This window comes from Streptomyces sp. NBC_00986 (assembly GCF_045162565.1).
GTDB lineage: Bacteria > Actinomycetota > Actinomycetes > Streptomycetales > Streptomycetaceae > Streptomyces.
Map to the genome: position 1 here is coordinate 6,566,588 of NZ_CP108733.1, position 16,658 is coordinate 6,583,245.

Genomic DNA, 16,658 nt, shown 5'->3' on the forward strand with positions numbered 1-16,658 from the left:
GTCCGGTAATGATTTGGCGACATTTAGTCACCAATTCGGGGGATGGATTGGTGCCTCGGATTGGGTAGGGCGTTGACGAACACTGCTCGAAATGACCGCTGTGCCGGGGTATTTGTCGACACCGTCGGGCGCCTGCGGGCAACGGAAAGGGCCCCGCGGCGAACCGCGGGGCCCTTTCTGGGAACGTTTGATCAGTCGGTGAGAACCGATCAGTCGGTGAGGCGCTCGCCCGTGGAGGTCGAGAACACGTGGATCTCACCCGGACGCGGGACCACGTGGAGCGTGGCGCCCTTCTCCGGCACCGAGCGGCCGCTGACGCGGACGACCAGGTCCGTGAGGTTGTCGTCGACCTTGGCGCTGCCGTAGACGTAACCGTCGGCACCCAGCTCCTCGACGACGTTCACGGAGACGGCGAGACCGGCCGGGGCGTCCTCGGTGTCCTTGGTGAGGGTCTTCGCGGCCTCGCCGTTGTGCTCGTCGATGTCGAAGTGCTCGGGGCGCACGCCGACGGTGACGGTGCGGTCACCCTTGTCGGTGGCGGCCTTGAGGGCCTCGCGGTTGACCGGGACGACCGAGTTGCCGAACTTCACGCCGCCGTCGGTGATCGGGACCTCGATCAGGTTCATGGCGGGGGAGCCGATGAAGCCGGCGACGAAGAGGTTCTTGGGGCGGTCGTACATGTTGCGCGGCGAGTCGACCTGCTGGAGCAGACCGTCCTTCAGTACGGCCACGCGGTCGCCCATCGTCATGGCCTCGACCTGGTCGTGGGTGACGTAGACGGTGGTGATGCCGAGGCGGCGCTGCAGCGAGGCGATCTGCGTACGGGTCGAGACACGGAGCTTGGCGTCGAGGTTCGACAGCGGCTCGTCCATGAGGAAGACCTGGGGCTCACGCACGATGGCGCGGCCCATCGCGACGCGCTGGCGCTGACCACCGGAGAGGGCCTTCGGCTTGCGGCCGAGGTAGTCCGTGAGGTCGAGGATCTTCGCCGCGTCCTCCACCTTCTGGCGGATCTCGGCCTTGTTGACGCCGGCGATCTTGAGCGCGAAGCCCATGTTGTCGGCGACCGTCATGTGCGGGTACAGCGCGTAGTTCTGGAACACCATGGCGATGTCCCGGTCCTTCGGCGGCAGGTGCGTGACGTCGCGGTCACCGATGCGGATGGCGCCGGCGTTGACGTCCTCGAGCCCCGCGAGCATCCGGAGCGAGGTGGACTTGCCACAGCCGGAGGGACCGACCAGAACGAGGAACTCCCCGTCCTCGATCTCGATCTCGAGTCCGTCTACGGCGGGCTTCTCGGAACCCGGGTAGATCCGGGTCGCCTTGTCGAACGAAACAGTGGCCATGGTGAAGGGCCCCCTTCTACCGGCAGGAACGTGCCGGACGATCCGTTGTAGGAAGGTGGTGGTGTAGTCCACGCGAGTGAACTGGGTCAGGACGGTACCTGGCGTTTGCCCGGCTGTCAGTACCTCCGGGCATGTGAACTTCGCGGAAATTTTCGACAGGGGGCGGCGGGGACCTGGGTACACTGCACGGGCACGTGATCGCGCGCGTCGCCGCGCACACGCAGGCCTCCTTAGCTCAGTTGGCCAGAGCAACGCACTTGTAATGCGTAGGTCGTCGGTTCGAATCCGACAGGGGGCTCCATGGGAAACCCCGGGTCAGGCCTCTGACCTGGGTTTTTTACTTGCCGTTGGACTTTTAGTGGTTTAAGTCACTGCTTCTGAGGGGTGTTCGAGGGCCGGATGGGGCCCAGATGGGGCCGAGATCGCCTTGCGCATTGGTAATGCGTAGGTCTCAAGTTCGAACCCCTGGACGCAGCGCCAAAGTGATTCCCCGGGCTGATCGACAAGTTCAACGAACGCTCCGGCACCGAGTTCACCGAGCAGGACGTCATCCGCCCGTTCGAGGAGGCCAAGGCCGACCCGAAGGTGCGGGCGGCGGCCGTCGTCAACGACGAGGACAACTTCGGTCTCGTCTTCGACAACGTCTTCGCGGACAAGATGGCCGACCACATCGACACCATCGCGGGCATGGGCCGCCAGTACTTCGGCCCCGACAAGGGCTTCAAGTCCAGCCTGGACCGTAGCGCCCGCAAGGCCGCGTGGCGGATGATCCGCCGCGAGGAGGGCCTGGACGACGACGTCTGATGCGTACGCCCCGGCTGGACGTGCCGGCCGGGGCACCCTTCGGCCTTCGCTCTCGATTCGTCTCCGGCCTGACGGCCGTGGGTGATCTGGTGGATGCCCCTGGTGATTGTCAGTTCACCGGCTGACAGCGGCCGTAACCGAATACGCGAGCTTCGTACCATTCTTGTCGAACACCAACCACAGGCTGTTGTTGGAAAACAAAGGGAGACGATGACTGACGACCGCAAGACGACCGTGCCCGTGTGGACGCTGGCGACCGCTGATGTCCGAGTGCCAGGGTTGACTACGGGCGAGTCGATGACGGCTGAGCGCCTGGCTGAACTACGCGGAGTGCTGGCCGTCCTGGCCGACGAGCCGATCGTCACACTTGAGGTGCATCCGCTGCCCGACAAGATCGACCGCGGCCGTGGCATCCCGCTCGACGCCGCGAGTCCCCTGGCGCAGCACCTGTCACAGTTCATCACGCAATCGACGCGAAGTTCCCTTACGGCGGCCAGAGCGACCGCTTCCGGCGAGAGTCTGTATCGCATGGTGGTCCCGGCGAAGGTCGCCGCCCAGTTTGGGCAGGGCATCGTTTGCTCGATGCCGTCGAAGGCGGCGGCCGGTGGCATCCACGGTGCACTCATGAACTCAACGGGCATCGCTGCCAATGCGACGTTCGTGCCGGTCGGAGGAGCGGCAGCGGCGGGCGCACTCGGTGGAGCCGGTGCAACAGCAGGCGTCGCGGTCGCTGGCGGCGCGGCGCTCACCGTGGCCGCTCCACTCGTGCTCATGGCCGTGGCGGTGGGGGTGAGCGCGCATGCAGACCACCAGCGCCAGCAGGCCATCGCGCACATCACGGAACTGCTGGAGCAACTTCAGGAGGACAAGCTCGACGACGAGCACAGCGGACTCAACGGCTGCCGTGCCGCCATCGACAAGGCCACGGCCATCCTGCTCGATCAAGGCAAGCTCGGTGCCTCGCTGGGACTCGACTCGGCGGTGCACACCATCGACACGGCGCTGAGCAAAGCCGACATCCGCCTGGCCCGATGGCAGAGCGCGCTCGACAGACTCCCCGAGGGCGAGGCCGTCGAACTCGGCACGCTGACCAAGGCGTTCCCCGGCATTGACGACGACGGCGGCATGTTCCGCACCCACCTCGAACTCGCTTCCCTGGCCATCGCGCTGATGCGGCGGGTAGTCGTCCTCCAAGCCGTCGAGCACGCCCAGAGCGACCCCGGCAATCCGTTCGAGAACTTCACCCGCGCACTCAAGCGCGACCACCAGCGCCTCGGCGAACTGGAGTCGAGCATCGCCGGTGTCCTGCAACGCCTGTCGGCGCTGGAGCTGGCAAGCCCGCAACGTTTGCGGCCCGTCTTCACGACCGGTGAAGTCGATCGCCTGATGCGCGCGGCAAGCCGGATTCACAAGCTGGGCAACGGCGTCACGGTCAACAGCCGCACGACAGACGTGGCGATTGAGATCGCCCGCAGCAAGGACGGCTCGGTCGTCGTGTTCCCTGCGCTGCCCGTGTAGGTGTGGGCGCGCTCGCACTCACTTCGTGGCGTGGGGTGGCCCAAAACCTCAGTGCGGACGTCATCACCTTCGGTGTCCACACCTGCCCGCCGGTTGCTGCCGAACCGGCCGCCGCACCCTCCCACCCGTCGTCCACCGCCGCGCCCAAGCCCTGTCGCGCCGCGACCGCTGGACGGCAGATCGACACGGCGGTCACACTTGACCCCTGACCGTGACTGTTCATCACGCACACCGGGGGCAAGGTGCCGCAGGAGGCGATCTCCGACCGTTACGAACTCCTTGAGGAGCTCAGCCACGGCGCCATGGGGGACGTGTGGCGTGGCTACGACGCCGTGCTCGACCGGCCCGTCGCGGTGAAGCTCATCCGGCAGGCGTCGGTCACCTCCCCGCAGCTGGCCGAGGAGTTCGCCAAGCGCTTCCGCCGCGAGGCCCGCATCACGGCGCGCATCCAGCACCCCGGCGTGCCGCAGGTGTACGACGCGGTGCTCGACGCGTCGTACGAGCGTCTGTTCCTGGTGATGGAGCTCGTCGACGGCGTACCGCTGTCCGCCTACCTCGACCCCGGCCGGCCGCTGCCGGTCAGCTGGGCGGCGCCGTCGTCGCGCAGATGGCGACCGTGCTGTCGTACGCGCACGACGTGCCGGTCATCCACCGGGACCTCAAGCCGGGCAATATCCTCGTCGCACGCGACGGCACCGTGAAGGTCCTCGACTTCGGCATCGCGGCGATTCTGCGCACCGACGTCACCAAACTGACCGCCACCGGCAGCCCCATCGGCACCCACCAGTACATGTCGCCCGAGCAGGTCCGCGGCGGACGCATCACCCCGCAGACCGACCTGTACGCGCTCGGCTGTGTGCTGCACGAACTCCTCAGCGGGCGCCTCGCGTTCGAGGCGGAGAACGAGTACCTGCTGATGTACCAGCACGTCAACGCCGCCCCCACCCCGCTTCGACAGCTGCGGCCCGACGTCCCCCAGGCGCTGGAGGAGCTGGTCCTGCACCTGCTGCGCAAGGCGCCCGAGGCGCGGCCCGCCGACACGCAGGAGGTGTACGCGCGGCTGCTGCCGTTCCTCCCGCCACCAGGCGAAGAAACCGGCACATCCGATGCCGGGCCGGCCGGCACACCCGACCCGACAGGCGTATTCCGTCATCCTTTCGCGCCCCGCGCCCGCGCCCAGGCCCCCGCACCCGGCGGTTCGACGCCGACAGCCGTCCTCCCGGGGGCCCAGCCGGTGCCCGTCCCCGCCCAGCTGCGCGAGGACATCAAAGAGGCGTACGCCCACTCCGACGCCCTGCTGGAGGAGGAGCGGTTCGCGCAGGCCGCCGAGGTACTCGGCGAGGTCATCGAACCCGCGGCCCAAACCCTCGGCTCCGAGAGCAAGCAGGTTCTGGCGCTGCGCCGCCAGCGAGCGGCGATCCGCCTCCTCGGCGGCGACTACCGGGCCGCCCTGCCCGAGTTCGACGCCCTCGCCGACGCGTACGCCCGCATCGCCGGACCCACCAGCGAGCAGACCCGCGCCTGCCGCGCCCAGGCGGCCCGGTGCCGCGCCGAACTCGGCCATGTCACCGACGCGCTCGCCGCGCTCCAGGGCGTGCTGAACGTCGTTCGGGCCGTCGACAGCGACGTGAGCGAGGAAGCCGTGGAGCTGCGGCACAACATCGGGATGCTGCTGCTCGCCCAGGGCCGAGCCGTCGAAGCCCGGCAGGTCCTCGAACCGCTCCACCAGGACATGTGCATGGTGTTCGGCCCCGACGACGAGATGACCGTCGAGATCGCCGAGGCACTCGCGGTGATCCGCCTCGGCCTCGACGGTTCGGCTTCCTGATCCGCGTCCTCCAGAAGCAGCATCGGCCGAAACCATGCTGCTCGCACCGAGTTCGGATCCGCGCCGCATCGGTGGCCACGATTCTTGAGCCGGGCTTCCCGGATGAGTGACGGCCTGCCTGCGCATGAGCCCTGCGGGCAACTGTCCCTGACTCCTCACAGATCCCACTCGTCGGCCAGCAACCCCACGAGCCGCCGCTGCCGCTTCTGCAGCAGTTCCAGCGCCCACTCCTGATGCTGCAACACCTGGCTGGTCAGGGCGAATGTGGAAACGCCGTGCCTGCCGGTGAAGTACTTGGACTTCTTCTCTGTGAAGTCGTAGTTCTGGGCGTAGGCGTTCTTCGTCCGATTGAGCAGGACGAGGTTACCCAGCCGGTGCGTCCACTCCTTGCGCTGCTCGTCGGCGAATTGCCGCAGCCACTGCGACCCCTGCTTCGGATTCTGCGGCAGCACGTGCTCGACGGTAATCACGGTGTGGTCGTACGAGACTCCGGGCTTTCCCGCCAGCATCTCGTCCAGGCGCAGCAGGACGTACTTACGGGTCTTGGTGACGAGGTATATATCGCCGTCCAGACGTGCGAGAGTCTCGGCCTTCTCCGTGTCCGTCAGGGCGAAGGACGTCGCGTCCAGGCCCTTGCCGGCGTTGAGTTCGCGCAGGAGGTCCGCGTAACGCGTGACGCGGGGAGTGGTGTAAACGCGGCGGATGAACATGCTGGCTGCCAGCCGCTCAAGTGCGCCGAAGAAACTGTCGAGCCAGGCAGGGTCGTCGCCGTGGTTACGCAGCGCCCACAGGGTCGCAGGCCGCCAGTCGTTGTTGTCGATCTGCTGGAGGCGTTTGAACCATGCGTTGACCCGCTCGGCTCCAGAGGCCGCCGTATATCTGGCGTCGCGGATTTGCACGTAGGCGTCCGCGTACGGTACGACGACGTCGTTGACGAACGACTGGGCTTGGCCGGGCAGGTAGTGGTTGAGCACCTGCTCGGGAAACTCTTTGAGTAGTTCCCGCTCTGCCCGCTTCATGGCGAACACCATGCGCAGGTGAAGGAAGAGGTCGGCGAAGTCGTCCCGCCCCAGGGCCTCCTCCGCGTCTTCCCACTTGCGGGCGCACTCCTCCGAGGTCTTCTCATCCAGTGCACCGATGATGTGCGACTTGAAGATGTCCGTGGGCGAGAGGTCCATCCCCCGGGAGTTCATCACGCTGAAAATGCGGTGTGCGCTGTCCAGATCGGGGGTGCTGACGACCACCAGGAAAGTGCGTTCACCAAGCATCTGTACGAGGTCCAGCCGTCGCTCCTCCGACCAGATGGCGAGGATCGCGTGCAGTGCCTCCGCGTTACGCAGAACGGCCTTCTGCGCATCCGTCGGCAGCGTCTCCTCCTTCAGGGTCCGCAGCGCCTCAGTGGTTCCCGTCCTCTGGACGTACTGCTGGAAGAAGCCCGCATCGCGGATGCGCAGGGTGAGCCTGGGCCTGGGGTCGAGCCGGCGGACCTTGTTGCCGGGCTCCGTGACCAGCTTGTCAAGATCGCTGCGCAGGTCCGGGTCCTCCGTCAGGTCGCGAAGTAGGGCGAGCAGGATGGTCAGGGTAGTGAGGCGCTGCTGACCGTCGATGACCTCGGCGGGCGCGTTGCCCTTGGCCTTGACGAGGACGATGGAGCCGAGGAAGTACGGCTCGTCCGCCCCCCGGTCCAGCGACTCCTCCAAGTCGGTGAGCAACTGAACGGCCTGCTCGACGTCCCAGGCGTACGGCCGCTGGTAGTCCGGGATCCTGAAGTCGTAGTCACTGCTGAAAACCTTGTGCAGGGACACTTCCTGCGCCTCGAGTTGCTGCATGCCTCAATGATGTCGGAGCCGTTGACGCTGTGTCCCAGGAGTCCTACGAGCTGATTCCGTGCGTGGAGTCCTGGCCGGGTACAGCGACGTCACGGACGCCGCAAAGACCCGGCGCTGGGCGGCTTCGCTGAGTGCAAAATGCAGGCCCTCACTCCAGCGCTGTCCACCGGCAGCACGTAACAGGTTTGATCAAGCACCGACTTCTTCAGCCACGTCGAGCTGCTCGTACGGCAGGCGCGTACGCCCTTCGGCAATGTCCTCGGCGGACGCAACCACGGGTGTCAGGCCGACCGGAGGCGGCGTCCCGAGCTGACCGAGCATCGCTTCGGAAGGATCGACGCACAGAATGGGGTGGCGGGGCTGGAGCTGCTTGGCGACTTTCCTGGCGAACAGGCCCGTACCGGAGCCGATGTCGGCGATCCGGTCCGTGGGGCCGAGGCGCAGTGCCTCAGTGATCCGGCCTGACATCCAGGGGACGTAGTCTGGGCCGTAGACCCAATGCTCGTTGTACTCGGCCGCCAACTCCTCATAGTGCCCTCGCGCGTCGCGCCCCTCCACGATCCTCCTCGCGTGCCGCCGGTTGTGCCGTACAGGCACCAGGCGGGCTATCGCGGGTACTTGATCGGCAACAGGCTGCAACAAGACGTTGGCTAGCCGCTGTTCAACGTCCCTGCCGGGGGCGCCTTCTCATGGGCTGGCCAGCAGACCGAGCGACCGCCGCGGCCCGTTCCTCGATCTGGACAAGATCTGGGGCGGCAGCGGCCAAGATCGTGGCTTGAAATTGGACGCCATGATCCCGGCCGTCGTAGTGGGCGCGGAGCACCTTGGTTACCAGACGCGTGCGTCAGCTAGAGACGGGCGCGTCGCTCGACCAGAATGTCGACTTCACGTTGGGCGCCGGCAGCTTCTGCTTCGAGTAGTCCGGGCCGTTCGGCGTGCTGGTCGGCGGTGCGACCTCGGACTTTTCCACACACGGGGTGGTGACGCTCACGTGGGCCTGGCCGGTGATCCCGATCAGGACTTCGAGCTGGAAGCCGTCCTGGGTCTCGAAGTTGGCTGCCAGCCCGTTCTGACTCGTGGCGACAAGCTTGTAGCCCTTGCTCTTCCAGTGGCGTTCCAACACCCCAAGGAAGCTGCCACGCCGTTCGGTCGAGATGATCGTCATGACGGAACGATCACGGTCCACATAGCAGTCACCCGGCATTGAGTACGTGTGAGTCCACTGAACGGGAGGCTGGATGGCCGCAAACGTCTCGTCCAGAATCGCGTCCGCCTTGTCGGCCGCCTCTTGCATGTTCATCTTCGATTGGCTTTCCTTGCCTGAGGACGTGGTACCTGTCGAGCCGCACCCGGCCAGAAGCAGAACCAGCACTGTGGCCGCTGCAACTCTTTTCCTCATCGCGGCGTCTCCCTCGTTACGTATCCCGGCTGCCCTGCGACAATGGCGGCGATGTTTCGCGCAGAAACCTTGTCCTTCCCTTCCTCTGGAGAGAAGTAATTACTGTGGGCTTCGATGTCCAACTTCGAGTCCAATACGTCAGGGAAGGCAGGCTGGGCCAGCTCCGGTCCGGGCAACGTCTCGAATCTGTTGGCGCCGAACGCTTTGCTTGCCGGATCCTTGCCGAACCAGATGTCATCGTCACCCTGGTCTGCGATTTCCCCTCCGACGTACGCGCCAAGCGGCCCTCCTCCGAAGAATCCCATGGTTCCTGCCACAGCTTCCTTTGACGAAGGGAGCTTGGTGACGACGTCGTTCTCCGCCGCTCCCACCCAGACGTGGTCCTTGCCCACCCCCAGGTCCGCCGCCTTGTCAACGCCGACGCCGGGACTGCCGACGAGGATGATGTCATCAGCCCCCGGAATCCCTCCCGCCTCCTGTGTGGCGGCCCCCACCAGTCGGGAACCATAGGAATGTCCAATGGCGGTGATATGAGGATCGGCATGCTCGTTGGTTGCCGAAATTCCGCTCATGAAACTGTTGTACGCAGGGGCGCCGTGCTCGGCGTCGTCCGTAGTCATCACGTCGATCGATTGAGGAGCGTCGTAGCCGAGCCATACGATCGCGGATGAGGAGGGATCGATGCCCTGGGCGTCCTTAGCCGTATCGAAGGCGCGTTTCACCGTGCCGTCGGCAAAACCGGAATTTAGTTTAGTGCCCAAGCCAGGCACATAAGCTGAGACGTTCTTTGAGGTGTCGGGATTTCCGAAGGCGACGATCGCTCTCCCGTTTCCTTCGAGACCGACCCCCAGAAGGAACATCGGTGGCTGACTACCTGAGTTGAGCTTGGTCTGGATACCCTTCAGCCCGTCAAGCTTGTCTTTGGACGCCTCGTCGTGTCGGCCGTCCAACTGCGCGATGAGAAGCTGAATGTTCTCGCGGTTTGCTTCGTCGCGGACCACGGCCGGGATTCCGTCCAGGTTTCCGATGATCTCCGGGAAGGCGGCCTTGTACTCCTCGCGTTCCTCGTTGCTGAGGTTGTCCCACCACTTCTTGCGGTCGGCGGGCGACTTGTCCAACGGGATGTGGTCCGCGATGTAGTCAGTCGCGGCGGAGCTCACAGCATCGACGTCGGACGCCACGTCCGCCCATGTCTTGGTGCTGACGTTCAGGCCCGGCGCCGCGTTGAGCTTGCGCAGCGCCTTGCTGTACCGAACGTCGATCTCCTGGGCTTCCCGTACGGCGTGGGTGATGCGGTCGGCGATGTCCACGGCTTTGGCGTGATGCGGGTTCGCACTCTTGAGCTGAGGATCGTTCGGCGCCAGCCCCGGTGATTGGAATCCGGTGTTGTTGCCCGTGATCAGGCCATTGTTGGCCAGGACCGTGCCGCCGGGGATCGGCTCACCGGTGAGCTCGTTCTTACCGCCTGCGGGATACGTGATTGCGCCGTCCTCGCTGACGGTGTACGCCAGCACGGCCGCGTCGTCCAGCGCGTCAGTCAGGCGCCGCTTGGGGGCGGCGATTTCGGACGAGAAGCCGTCGAGGGCTCCGGTGATCAGACCGCACTCCACCTGGGAGTAGTGGAAGTTCTCCGACAGCTTCTCCAGCTGCTTGAGTGCCGCGTCCGCGGCCTCGCCCTCATTGGCCTTGCGCATGTCTGTGGTGATCTGTTTGTCGATGCGATCCTTGGCCGCGTCAGCCATGTCACTCACCGCGCGATAGCCGTCCGCCGCTTCCGCGTATTCAGACGGGTTGATGGCTTTGAGCGTACCGAGGTCCATGCCTCCAGATCACCGGCCCTTGCCCGAGTCGCCGGAAGTGGGCGTCTCCTCGGAGCGGACCTTCAGCTTGGCGATCTCGGTCTTGATGGCCTCGTCGGTCCTCAGCTGGTCGTTACCCGTCTTCTCCAGCACGCCGGCGAGCCCGTCGCAGAGTTCACCGATGTCCTTCAATCGGCGCTCCCAGGAGTCGTACGCACCCTTCTGGGCAGCTGCGGTAAGGCATCCGGAACCCTTATCGAGCCCTGTCTGGCCTTCCTCCAACTTCGCCAGCGCCTTGCCGGTGTTGTCCCGCAGATCGCCGACGCCTTCCCCCGCCCTGGACCACGCCGCCTTGTCGGACCTCAGCTTGCCGGAAGGAGTGCCGACACTACTCGTGCCGCCGCCTCCCTGATCGGCCGGCAGCTGGTTGAGCTGCATCCGCGCGGAGTGCCGATCGACCGCAGTGGCCTTGAGCTCCTCCCACTCCTCCCACGCCATGCGTGGCCCCTCCCCGTGTTTCGTCGTACGTCCGGAATGAACGTGACCGTGACCGTACGACCGGAACGTTGCAGATATTCGCAGCAGTCACATCGCAATGACCGAGACGTACGGTAGCGCCCCTTCACCGTGCGTCCCATCCGCTATCGCAACCAGGACGGCTGAGTGCCCGTACTCATGCGTGGCGAGTCTGCTGTGGCGTGCCTCCTTCAGTGAGTCGGTGGGTCAGGTTCGCTCTCCCTGGTTGGGCGGGCCACCGGTACTCGATGCGCTGGTGGGCGGCATGAACGTCGAGTGGGGGTGGGGCAGTTGATTCGCAGGGGCCGTGGACACCGACGGCGAAGCGAAGCGGCTCTGACGCCTGCGGGCGACGACGAAGGCCACGATCGCTCCTCCGAGGAGTACGGCGACACCGATGCCCAGCCCGATCCAGAGGGTGCTGTTGCCGTCATCGTCCTTGGACGCGGAGGCTGCCGCGGTAGAGCTGTCATCCTTTGCTGGCGCACCCGTGCCCTGTGCGTCGGAGGTGCCCGGAGAGGGGGAGTTGGCGCCCGCGGCTGCGAGGTCCGGGAGGGGGTACCTGTCCGCGGGCCCAGGGTCGCCGGGATCCGTCAGTGCGATGCGGGGGCGTACGGCGCCGTAGCCGAGGTAGTCGGTGCGGTCCTTGCCGCTCTTGGGTTTGCTCGCGGTGTTGAGCATGACCCGCAGGACCTGGTTGTTGGTCCAGCCGGGGTGCTTGGACCAGATCAGGGCGGCGGAGGCGGAGGCGAGGGCGGTGGCGTCGCTGGTGCCGCGCGTCTCGCACACCTTGGTGCTGGACTCGAGGCAGGCGGCGACGATGTCGGCTCCTGGCGCGACCAGGTCGACCTGGGGCCCGTGCTGGGACTCCTTCGTCGCCTTGACGTTTCTGTCGATCGCCCCGACGCCCACGACACCGGGAATCGCCGCCGGGTACTCGACTTCGTTGAGGGCATCTCCGGTGTTGCCCACGGCCGCGAAGATCAGCTTGCCCTTGGACAGGGCGTAGTCGACGGAGTCGGTCAGCTGCTGTGAGTGGGCCGTGCTTCCCAGCGAGATGTTGATGACCTTGGCGTCCGAATCCGCCGCGAACCGGATGGCCTTGGCCGTGCTGGTGGCGAAGTTGTCCTGGTTGCCGTCGGTACGGTTGCGCTCGACGAAGTCAGGTACGCGGATCGGCATGATCTTCGCGCCCGGGGCCAGGCCGTACGAGCCGTTGGTGGCGCCTCTGCCACCGGTACCGGCGATGATGACCGCCATGCTCGTGCCGTGGCCGTCATAGTCCCTGCGTTCGTCTCCGGCGCGTTTGGAGAAGTCCTTCCCCGCCACGATCTGGCCCTGTAGGTCGGGGATGTCGGCTTGGACGCCGCTGTCGATCAATGCGACGGTGACGCCTCTGCCCGTGCTGGTCTTCCACATCTGCTGGGCCTGCATGGCGTCGAGGTACCACTGCCGGCTGCGGATGGTGTCAGCGTGCGCGGGCGTGACGGCGACGCTCGCCAGCAGGACGCCTGCCACGGCCGACACGACCGGTCCGCGTCGTCTGGGCTGCTTGCTGCGGGTGCGCATGTTCGTCCTTCTCGTCGGCGTGTTCGTCGAGGCTGCTCGTGGTGCGGGCGATGCTCAGTCGGTTGCCGACGGGATGACGCGCTGGTCGCCTTGGTGCCGGTTGCTCCCGTCGCCTGCCTGGTCCTCCGAACGGTCGCGGGTGCGTTCACCGCGAGTGGAGCGGTCAGCGCGGCCCGGGGGAGCGGCAGAACCGCCGCGGGTCGTTCCGCCACCCTGCGGCACTGTGCCGTCGGCATTCGCGTTCGCTCCGCGTACGAGTCCCTCACCTCCCGAGGTGAACAGCGCCCTTCTGCGCTGCGGGGCCTGCTTCGGCTGCCCGCCGATGATCCCACCGGACTGGGCGGACGACCTCGGGCCGCCCCTCGCCGTACCTTCCCGACCTGGTACGCGTTCGCCGCTGCGCGCGGCCGGTGTTGCGCCCTTGCTCGTACCCCCTGCGACGCCGCCACGGCCCATCAGGGTCTGCTGCTCGTTCGGGGTGCCGCCGACGACCGTGCCCCGGGGAATCGCACCGGTGGATCGTCCGGCGGGAGAGACGGGGCGGCCGCTGGTGATGCGGTTGGTGCTCCTGGCCGACGTGGGACCGGGCAGTCCCCTCCCTGATGTGCGCGGGGTACCGGTACCAGCACCGGACATACCGGGGACAGGCGATGTGGGCAGCCCGCGGCCGGGTACGCGCGAGCTGCCGGAGGCACCTGGCTCGGAGGGCGTGCGCAGTGAACTCCGTGCGCCGTACGCGGGACGACCTCCGCCTGCCCCAGTACCGGGCGGCAACGTCGCGGTACCCCCGAATGCGGGTGGGAGCACACCGGTTGGCGACGATGTCCTGCCGTCCGGGTCGCTCACACCCGGGAGCGGAGGCGCGCCAGCAGCAGGTACTGACGGGGTGGAAGGAAGCGTTCCCACGCTGTCGATCGCCGTGTTCGTCGGGAACGTGGTGTTCGCCGGGTGCGTATGGCCGCCCGGGACCGTATCGGGCACGTGCGCCACGCTCGCGGGGTGGTGCGGCGCGGACACCTGAGGCGCTGAACTCGTCCCGCTCATACCGGAGTCGACGGCTGTCCTTCGCCCAGAGGTCTGCACTGGCGTGACGAACCCATGGCCAGTCGGAACGGAGACCGCGGTTTCACCACGGGCCTCGGGGACGAACCGCTCCGGCAGCTTCGGGAACTCGGGCGCCTCCAGCGCGTCGATCTGCTCCGTCGAAGCCGTGTACGACTGGGCGAGCTTGATCATCAGGCCGGCGGCGTCAGCACTGTCGTTGGTGTACCGGGTCTTGGCCATCTTCACCTCGGTGTCCGAGGGGCCGCCGTCGTGGTTGCCGACGTCCGTCGTCTTCGCCGCATGCGCGTTGAGCACCGACCGTGCGGTGGCGCTCTGCTTTCGTAGGATCTCCAATTGGGGCTTGACCTCGTGGAGCGTGTCCGCGGCGTGCCCGAGCCACTTGCCGGCGGACTCGCTGTAGTCGCCCAGGCCCAGGGTGGCCAGCGCGGCCTGGTTGCACCACGTACGGAACGCCTCGCCGCCCTCGCCGTCCCACTCGACCGTCATGCTGTGTGTGCGCAGGTCGCCGCCGATCTCCTTGATCGTCTTGGCGGCCTGGGTCAGCAGTTCGCCCAGCTCCGTGGCTGTCGTACCGTCCGCGGGCTCGACCATGGCCCACAGCTCTTCCGGGTCGTGGGCCACGAACCGGGTCTCCTTGACCATCTGCCAGGCCCGACTGCCCCAGTCAGACATGGAGTTGCCCCGCCTTTCCCGCTGCGGGCATCGTGCTGCCGCTCTTCGCCGACACGGACATCACAAGCCACCGGCTTGCTCATCCGCAGGCTGGGAGCCCTGTTGGTCGCGGGCCGATCCGTTCGACGCGCCGCTGGTGTGTGCCTTCGCCCCCGGGCCCGCCTCGTCGGCGATCAACTTGTCCGCCTCGACGCGGATCCGGCTCAAGCGGTCGCGGATGTCGTCGTCGAGGTTGTGATAGCCGCTCTTCGACGCGTCGACCGTGACGACCAACCCCTCGATCTGCAGCGCCAACATTTTGGACAGCTGCTCCAGGCGGGAGTGCACACGGGCATAGGAGGCGTGAAGCGCGTCGGCCTCGTCGAAACTCCCCAGCCGTCCCGTCGGCAGGCCACCACCGGCGATCCTTCGTGGGGCGGCCTTTGACTCCTCCAACTGGGTCAAGAGGTCATCGACCCGCTTCTTGAAAGTCGTCAGCGTCTCGCCCCCGACACGCAGCGCCTGCGCCACAGCGGCACCGACACCGGCGAAGGGCCCGATACCCGACGCGGCGATCGCACCAGCAGCCGCTTCCAGCCCAGCAGCAGTTACCTGCGGATCCCCCGTGCTGCCGCCTGCCACCGCTTCCTCCCCGTACGGCACGTTGCTCAGTGAGTACCTCGGCCGCTCACTGGCAGTGCCTCATCCGTAACAGATGCAACTCAGCAAGATAGCTGTGATCTTGCGTCTCTGTGGAATCTGGCTCCCACCAAGGCGTGAGGCTGGCTGAAAGCCGATCCTGTTGAGGCTCGGAGTCGATTTGCCGCTGCCACGTGCGACCTCCTGCACTGCGCCGGTTGAGCGAGAGTCGGCTGTCGACCGGACGAAGAGAGTGGGTTGTGAATGGCCGATGCGAGACGGCAGCCGACTGTCCGCTCAACGAGCCGTGCTGAAGGACCCCGCTGTGACCAATGTGCCAGCAGGGCACCTGCGGGGCCATGAGTACGAGTACTCAGCTGGGGTGGTGGATCGATCGGATGGATGTAGCGGGTTGAGGGTGATCGAAATCAGGCCAGTCTCAAGATCAACTCTGGCAGGCGGTAAGACCTGTGAAGAGGGGGCAGGCGGGAGTGGCTGGTGCGCGGCGCTACGTGACACAGAGCCGACGTTGACCAGCGTCCGTGGCGGCTGGTCTGCCTACTGGGGTTGGGATGTCGGGCTCGGGGGGTGTCTGCGTGTTTCGGGTGGACCTGCATGCGCTGCGTCACCTCGTCTGCCCGGAGGCGGAGGCGGAGGCGGAGGCGGAGGCGGAGGCCGGGCTGTGGACATACGTCAGACCAGCCTGTCGCGAAGCCGACGTTCACTTGGGGCTGCGCTACGCAGCGAATCAACTGCCTTATCCCTTATCGGTGTTCAATTGGCCACGCGCAGTTCGTCCGTCTTTGGGATGGAGCCGCAGGCATGACAGGCAGACATGGCGCGGCGATCGCTCTCGTCGTTGGTGGCGGCGCGGTGACCACGATGTTCGTGGGCCTGGTCACGAATGCCGTGTCAGTACAGTCGCACTGGCCTTCCTGGCTGGGCTGGCCGCAGTACGAAAGGGCAGCCAGGCCCGGGGCCAGACGACTGCCACGACTCCGGCGGCCAGCGACACGAAGAAGCACACGTAGATCCAAGTCCCTGCATCTGCAACGTCAAGGACGCCGCTCCTGCCGAGGCGGAGCCTCTTCGCGTCGCAAGGCTCGTTCGAGAAAGGGGGGATTTGCCGCCCGCCGCTGAGCTTGATATCAGCCCGACTGGTGCCGGGCCAGCGGGAGGCCAGCCCAAACCTGGGTCCAGGATCGGGCCGGAAGGACGGGGAAACCCCGTGAACGATCAATGAGCCCTGGGTATGCACATGCGGCCTGAGCTGCACAGACAGTGGAAACAGCGACGTTCAGTGAAGCATAGGGCAACGCTCTGGCGATCTTGTAATGCGTAGGTCGTCGGTTCGAATCCGACAGGGGGCTCCATGGAAAACCCCGGGTCAGGGCTCTGACCTGGGGTTTCTTGTTTCGAGTGGCCTTGGAATCCGGGTTTTTCGGGCACTTGTGGGCTACGCATCGCCATGCGTAGGTCCGAGATCGACAGCCAGTCGTGATTTCGTTTTGCCAGCCCGTGAACCGGTCTTTTGTCCCCTGCTGTTGGTCCGCTTCGATCTGTTCGGAGCGGAGCGGTGGCCATTTGGTGGCCGAGCGTGCGGCCACCGTGCAGATCGACTCCTGGTCCACCGTGTAGGCGGACGTGCACGTGAGGGCGATTGTTGTGGCACGCTGACGATTCGCGGTCAGTCTG

Annotated in this window: 10 protein-coding genes, 2 tRNA genes and 2 pseudogenes; 5 read left to right on the top strand and 9 right to left on the bottom strand. The window is 66.2% G+C overall.

Annotated features, from left to right (window positions below):
• Nucleotides 1-209: 209 nt before the first annotated feature.
• Nucleotides 210-1,346, bottom strand: a complete 1,137-nt coding sequence (locus OG504_RS29390; protein ID WP_033281254.1) for an ABC transporter ATP-binding protein — start codon at nucleotides 1,344-1,346, stop codon at nucleotides 210-212.
• Between the two features lie 224 nt (nucleotides 1,347-1,570).
• Between OG504_RS29390 and OG504_RS29395 the strand changes: the two genes are divergently transcribed.
• The 4 genes and pseudogenes from OG504_RS29395 to OG504_RS29410 all read left to right on the top strand — a co-directional run bounded on the left by OG504_RS29395 (nucleotide 1,571) and on the right by OG504_RS29410 (nucleotide 5,496).
• Nucleotides 1,571-1,647: transfer RNA gene (locus tag OG504_RS29395), tRNA-Thr, on the top strand.
• A gap of 194 nt (nucleotides 1,648-1,841) precedes the next feature.
• Nucleotides 1,842-2,150: pseudogene (locus OG504_RS29400) on the top strand (hypothetical protein); the annotation flags it as partial.
• Nucleotides 2,151-2,360: 210 nt separating this feature from the next.
• Entirely contained in the window at nucleotides 2,361-3,668 is a 1,308-nt protein-coding gene (locus tag OG504_RS29405) for a hypothetical protein (protein WP_405992496.1), read from the top strand.
• Nucleotides 3,669-3,910: 242 nt separating this feature from the next.
• Nucleotides 3,911-5,496: pseudogene (locus tag OG504_RS29410) on the top strand (protein kinase domain-containing protein).
• Between the two features lie 155 nt (nucleotides 5,497-5,651).
• Here OG504_RS29410 and OG504_RS29415 read toward each other — a convergent pair.
• The 8 genes from OG504_RS29415 to OG504_RS29450 form a co-directional block, all read right to left on the bottom strand.
• Nucleotides 5,652-7,325, bottom strand: a complete 1,674-nt coding sequence (locus OG504_RS29415; protein ID WP_405992497.1) for a DUF262 domain-containing protein — start codon at nucleotides 7,323-7,325, stop codon at nucleotides 5,652-5,654.
• A 189-nt stretch (nucleotides 7,326-7,514) separates the two neighbouring features.
• Nucleotides 7,515-7,883, bottom strand: coding sequence for a class I SAM-dependent methyltransferase (locus OG504_RS29420; protein WP_405992498.1), 369 nt, complete (start codon nucleotides 7,881-7,883; stop codon nucleotides 7,515-7,517).
• A gap of 286 nt (nucleotides 7,884-8,169) precedes the next feature.
• Entirely contained in the window at nucleotides 8,170-8,625 is a 456-nt protein-coding gene (locus OG504_RS29425) for a hypothetical protein (protein ID WP_366496714.1), read from the bottom strand.
• Nucleotides 8,626-8,720: 95 nt separating this feature from the next.
• Nucleotides 8,721-10,544 (bottom strand): alpha/beta hydrolase, encoded by a 1,824-nt coding sequence (locus OG504_RS29430; protein ID WP_405992499.1) that lies wholly within the window; start codon nucleotides 10,542-10,544, stop codon nucleotides 8,721-8,723.
• A gap of 9 nt (nucleotides 10,545-10,553) precedes the next feature.
• Nucleotides 10,554-11,021, bottom strand: a complete 468-nt coding sequence (locus tag OG504_RS29435; RefSeq protein WP_405992500.1) for a hypothetical protein — start codon at nucleotides 11,019-11,021, stop codon at nucleotides 10,554-10,556.
• A gap of 225 nt (nucleotides 11,022-11,246) precedes the next feature.
• On the bottom strand, nucleotides 11,247-12,608 hold the full coding sequence (gene mycP, locus OG504_RS29440) for a type VII secretion-associated serine protease mycosin (RefSeq protein WP_405992501.1): 1,362 nt from the start codon (nucleotides 12,606-12,608) through the stop codon (nucleotides 11,247-11,249).
• A 54-nt stretch (nucleotides 12,609-12,662) separates the two neighbouring features.
• Nucleotides 12,663-14,345: a hypothetical protein gene (locus OG504_RS29445; RefSeq protein WP_405992502.1), complete on the bottom strand. Its 1,683-nt coding sequence runs from the start codon at nucleotides 14,343-14,345 to the stop codon at nucleotides 12,663-12,665.
• A gap of 60 nt (nucleotides 14,346-14,405) precedes the next feature.
• Nucleotides 14,406-14,966, bottom strand: a complete 561-nt coding sequence (locus OG504_RS29450; RefSeq protein WP_405992503.1) for a hypothetical protein — start codon at nucleotides 14,964-14,966, stop codon at nucleotides 14,406-14,408.
• A 1,291-nt stretch (nucleotides 14,967-16,257) separates the two neighbouring features.
• On the opposite strand from OG504_RS29450, the gene OG504_RS29455 reads away from it, so the two are divergent.
• Nucleotides 16,258-16,336, top strand: a tRNA-OTHER gene (locus tag OG504_RS29455).
• Nucleotides 16,337-16,658 lie beyond the last annotated feature (322 nt).

What these genes read in the sequence shown, in the direction of transcription:
- OG504_RS29390 (WP_033281254.1), bottom strand. Translation starts at nt 1,346, where the DNA reads ATGGCCACTGTTTCGTTCGACAAGGCGACCCGGATCTACCCGGGTTCC.
- OG504_RS29405 (WP_405992496.1), top strand. Translation starts at nt 2,361, where the DNA reads ATGACTGACGACCGCAAGACGACCGTGCCCGTGTGGACGCTGGCGACC.
- OG504_RS29415 (WP_405992497.1), bottom strand. Translation starts at nt 7,325, where the DNA reads ATGCAGCAACTCGAGGCGCAGGAAGTGTCCCTGCACAAGGTTTTCAGC.
- OG504_RS29425 (WP_366496714.1), bottom strand. Translation starts at nt 8,625, where the DNA reads ATGAACATGCAAGAGGCGGCCGACAAGGCGGACGCGATTCTGGACGAG.
- OG504_RS29430 (WP_405992499.1), bottom strand. Translation starts at nt 10,544, where the DNA reads ATGGACCTCGGTACGCTCAAAGCCATCAACCCGTCTGAATACGCGGAA.
- OG504_RS29435 (WP_405992500.1), bottom strand. Translation starts at nt 11,021, where the DNA reads ATGGCGTGGGAGGAGTGGGAGGAGCTCAAGGCCACTGCGGTCGATCGG.
- mycP (WP_405992501.1), bottom strand. Translation starts at nt 12,608, where the DNA reads ATGCGCACCCGCAGCAAGCAGCCCAGACGACGCGGACCGGTCGTGTCG.
- OG504_RS29445 (WP_405992502.1), bottom strand. Translation starts at nt 14,345, where the DNA reads ATGTCTGACTGGGGCAGTCGGGCCTGGCAGATGGTCAAGGAGACCCGG.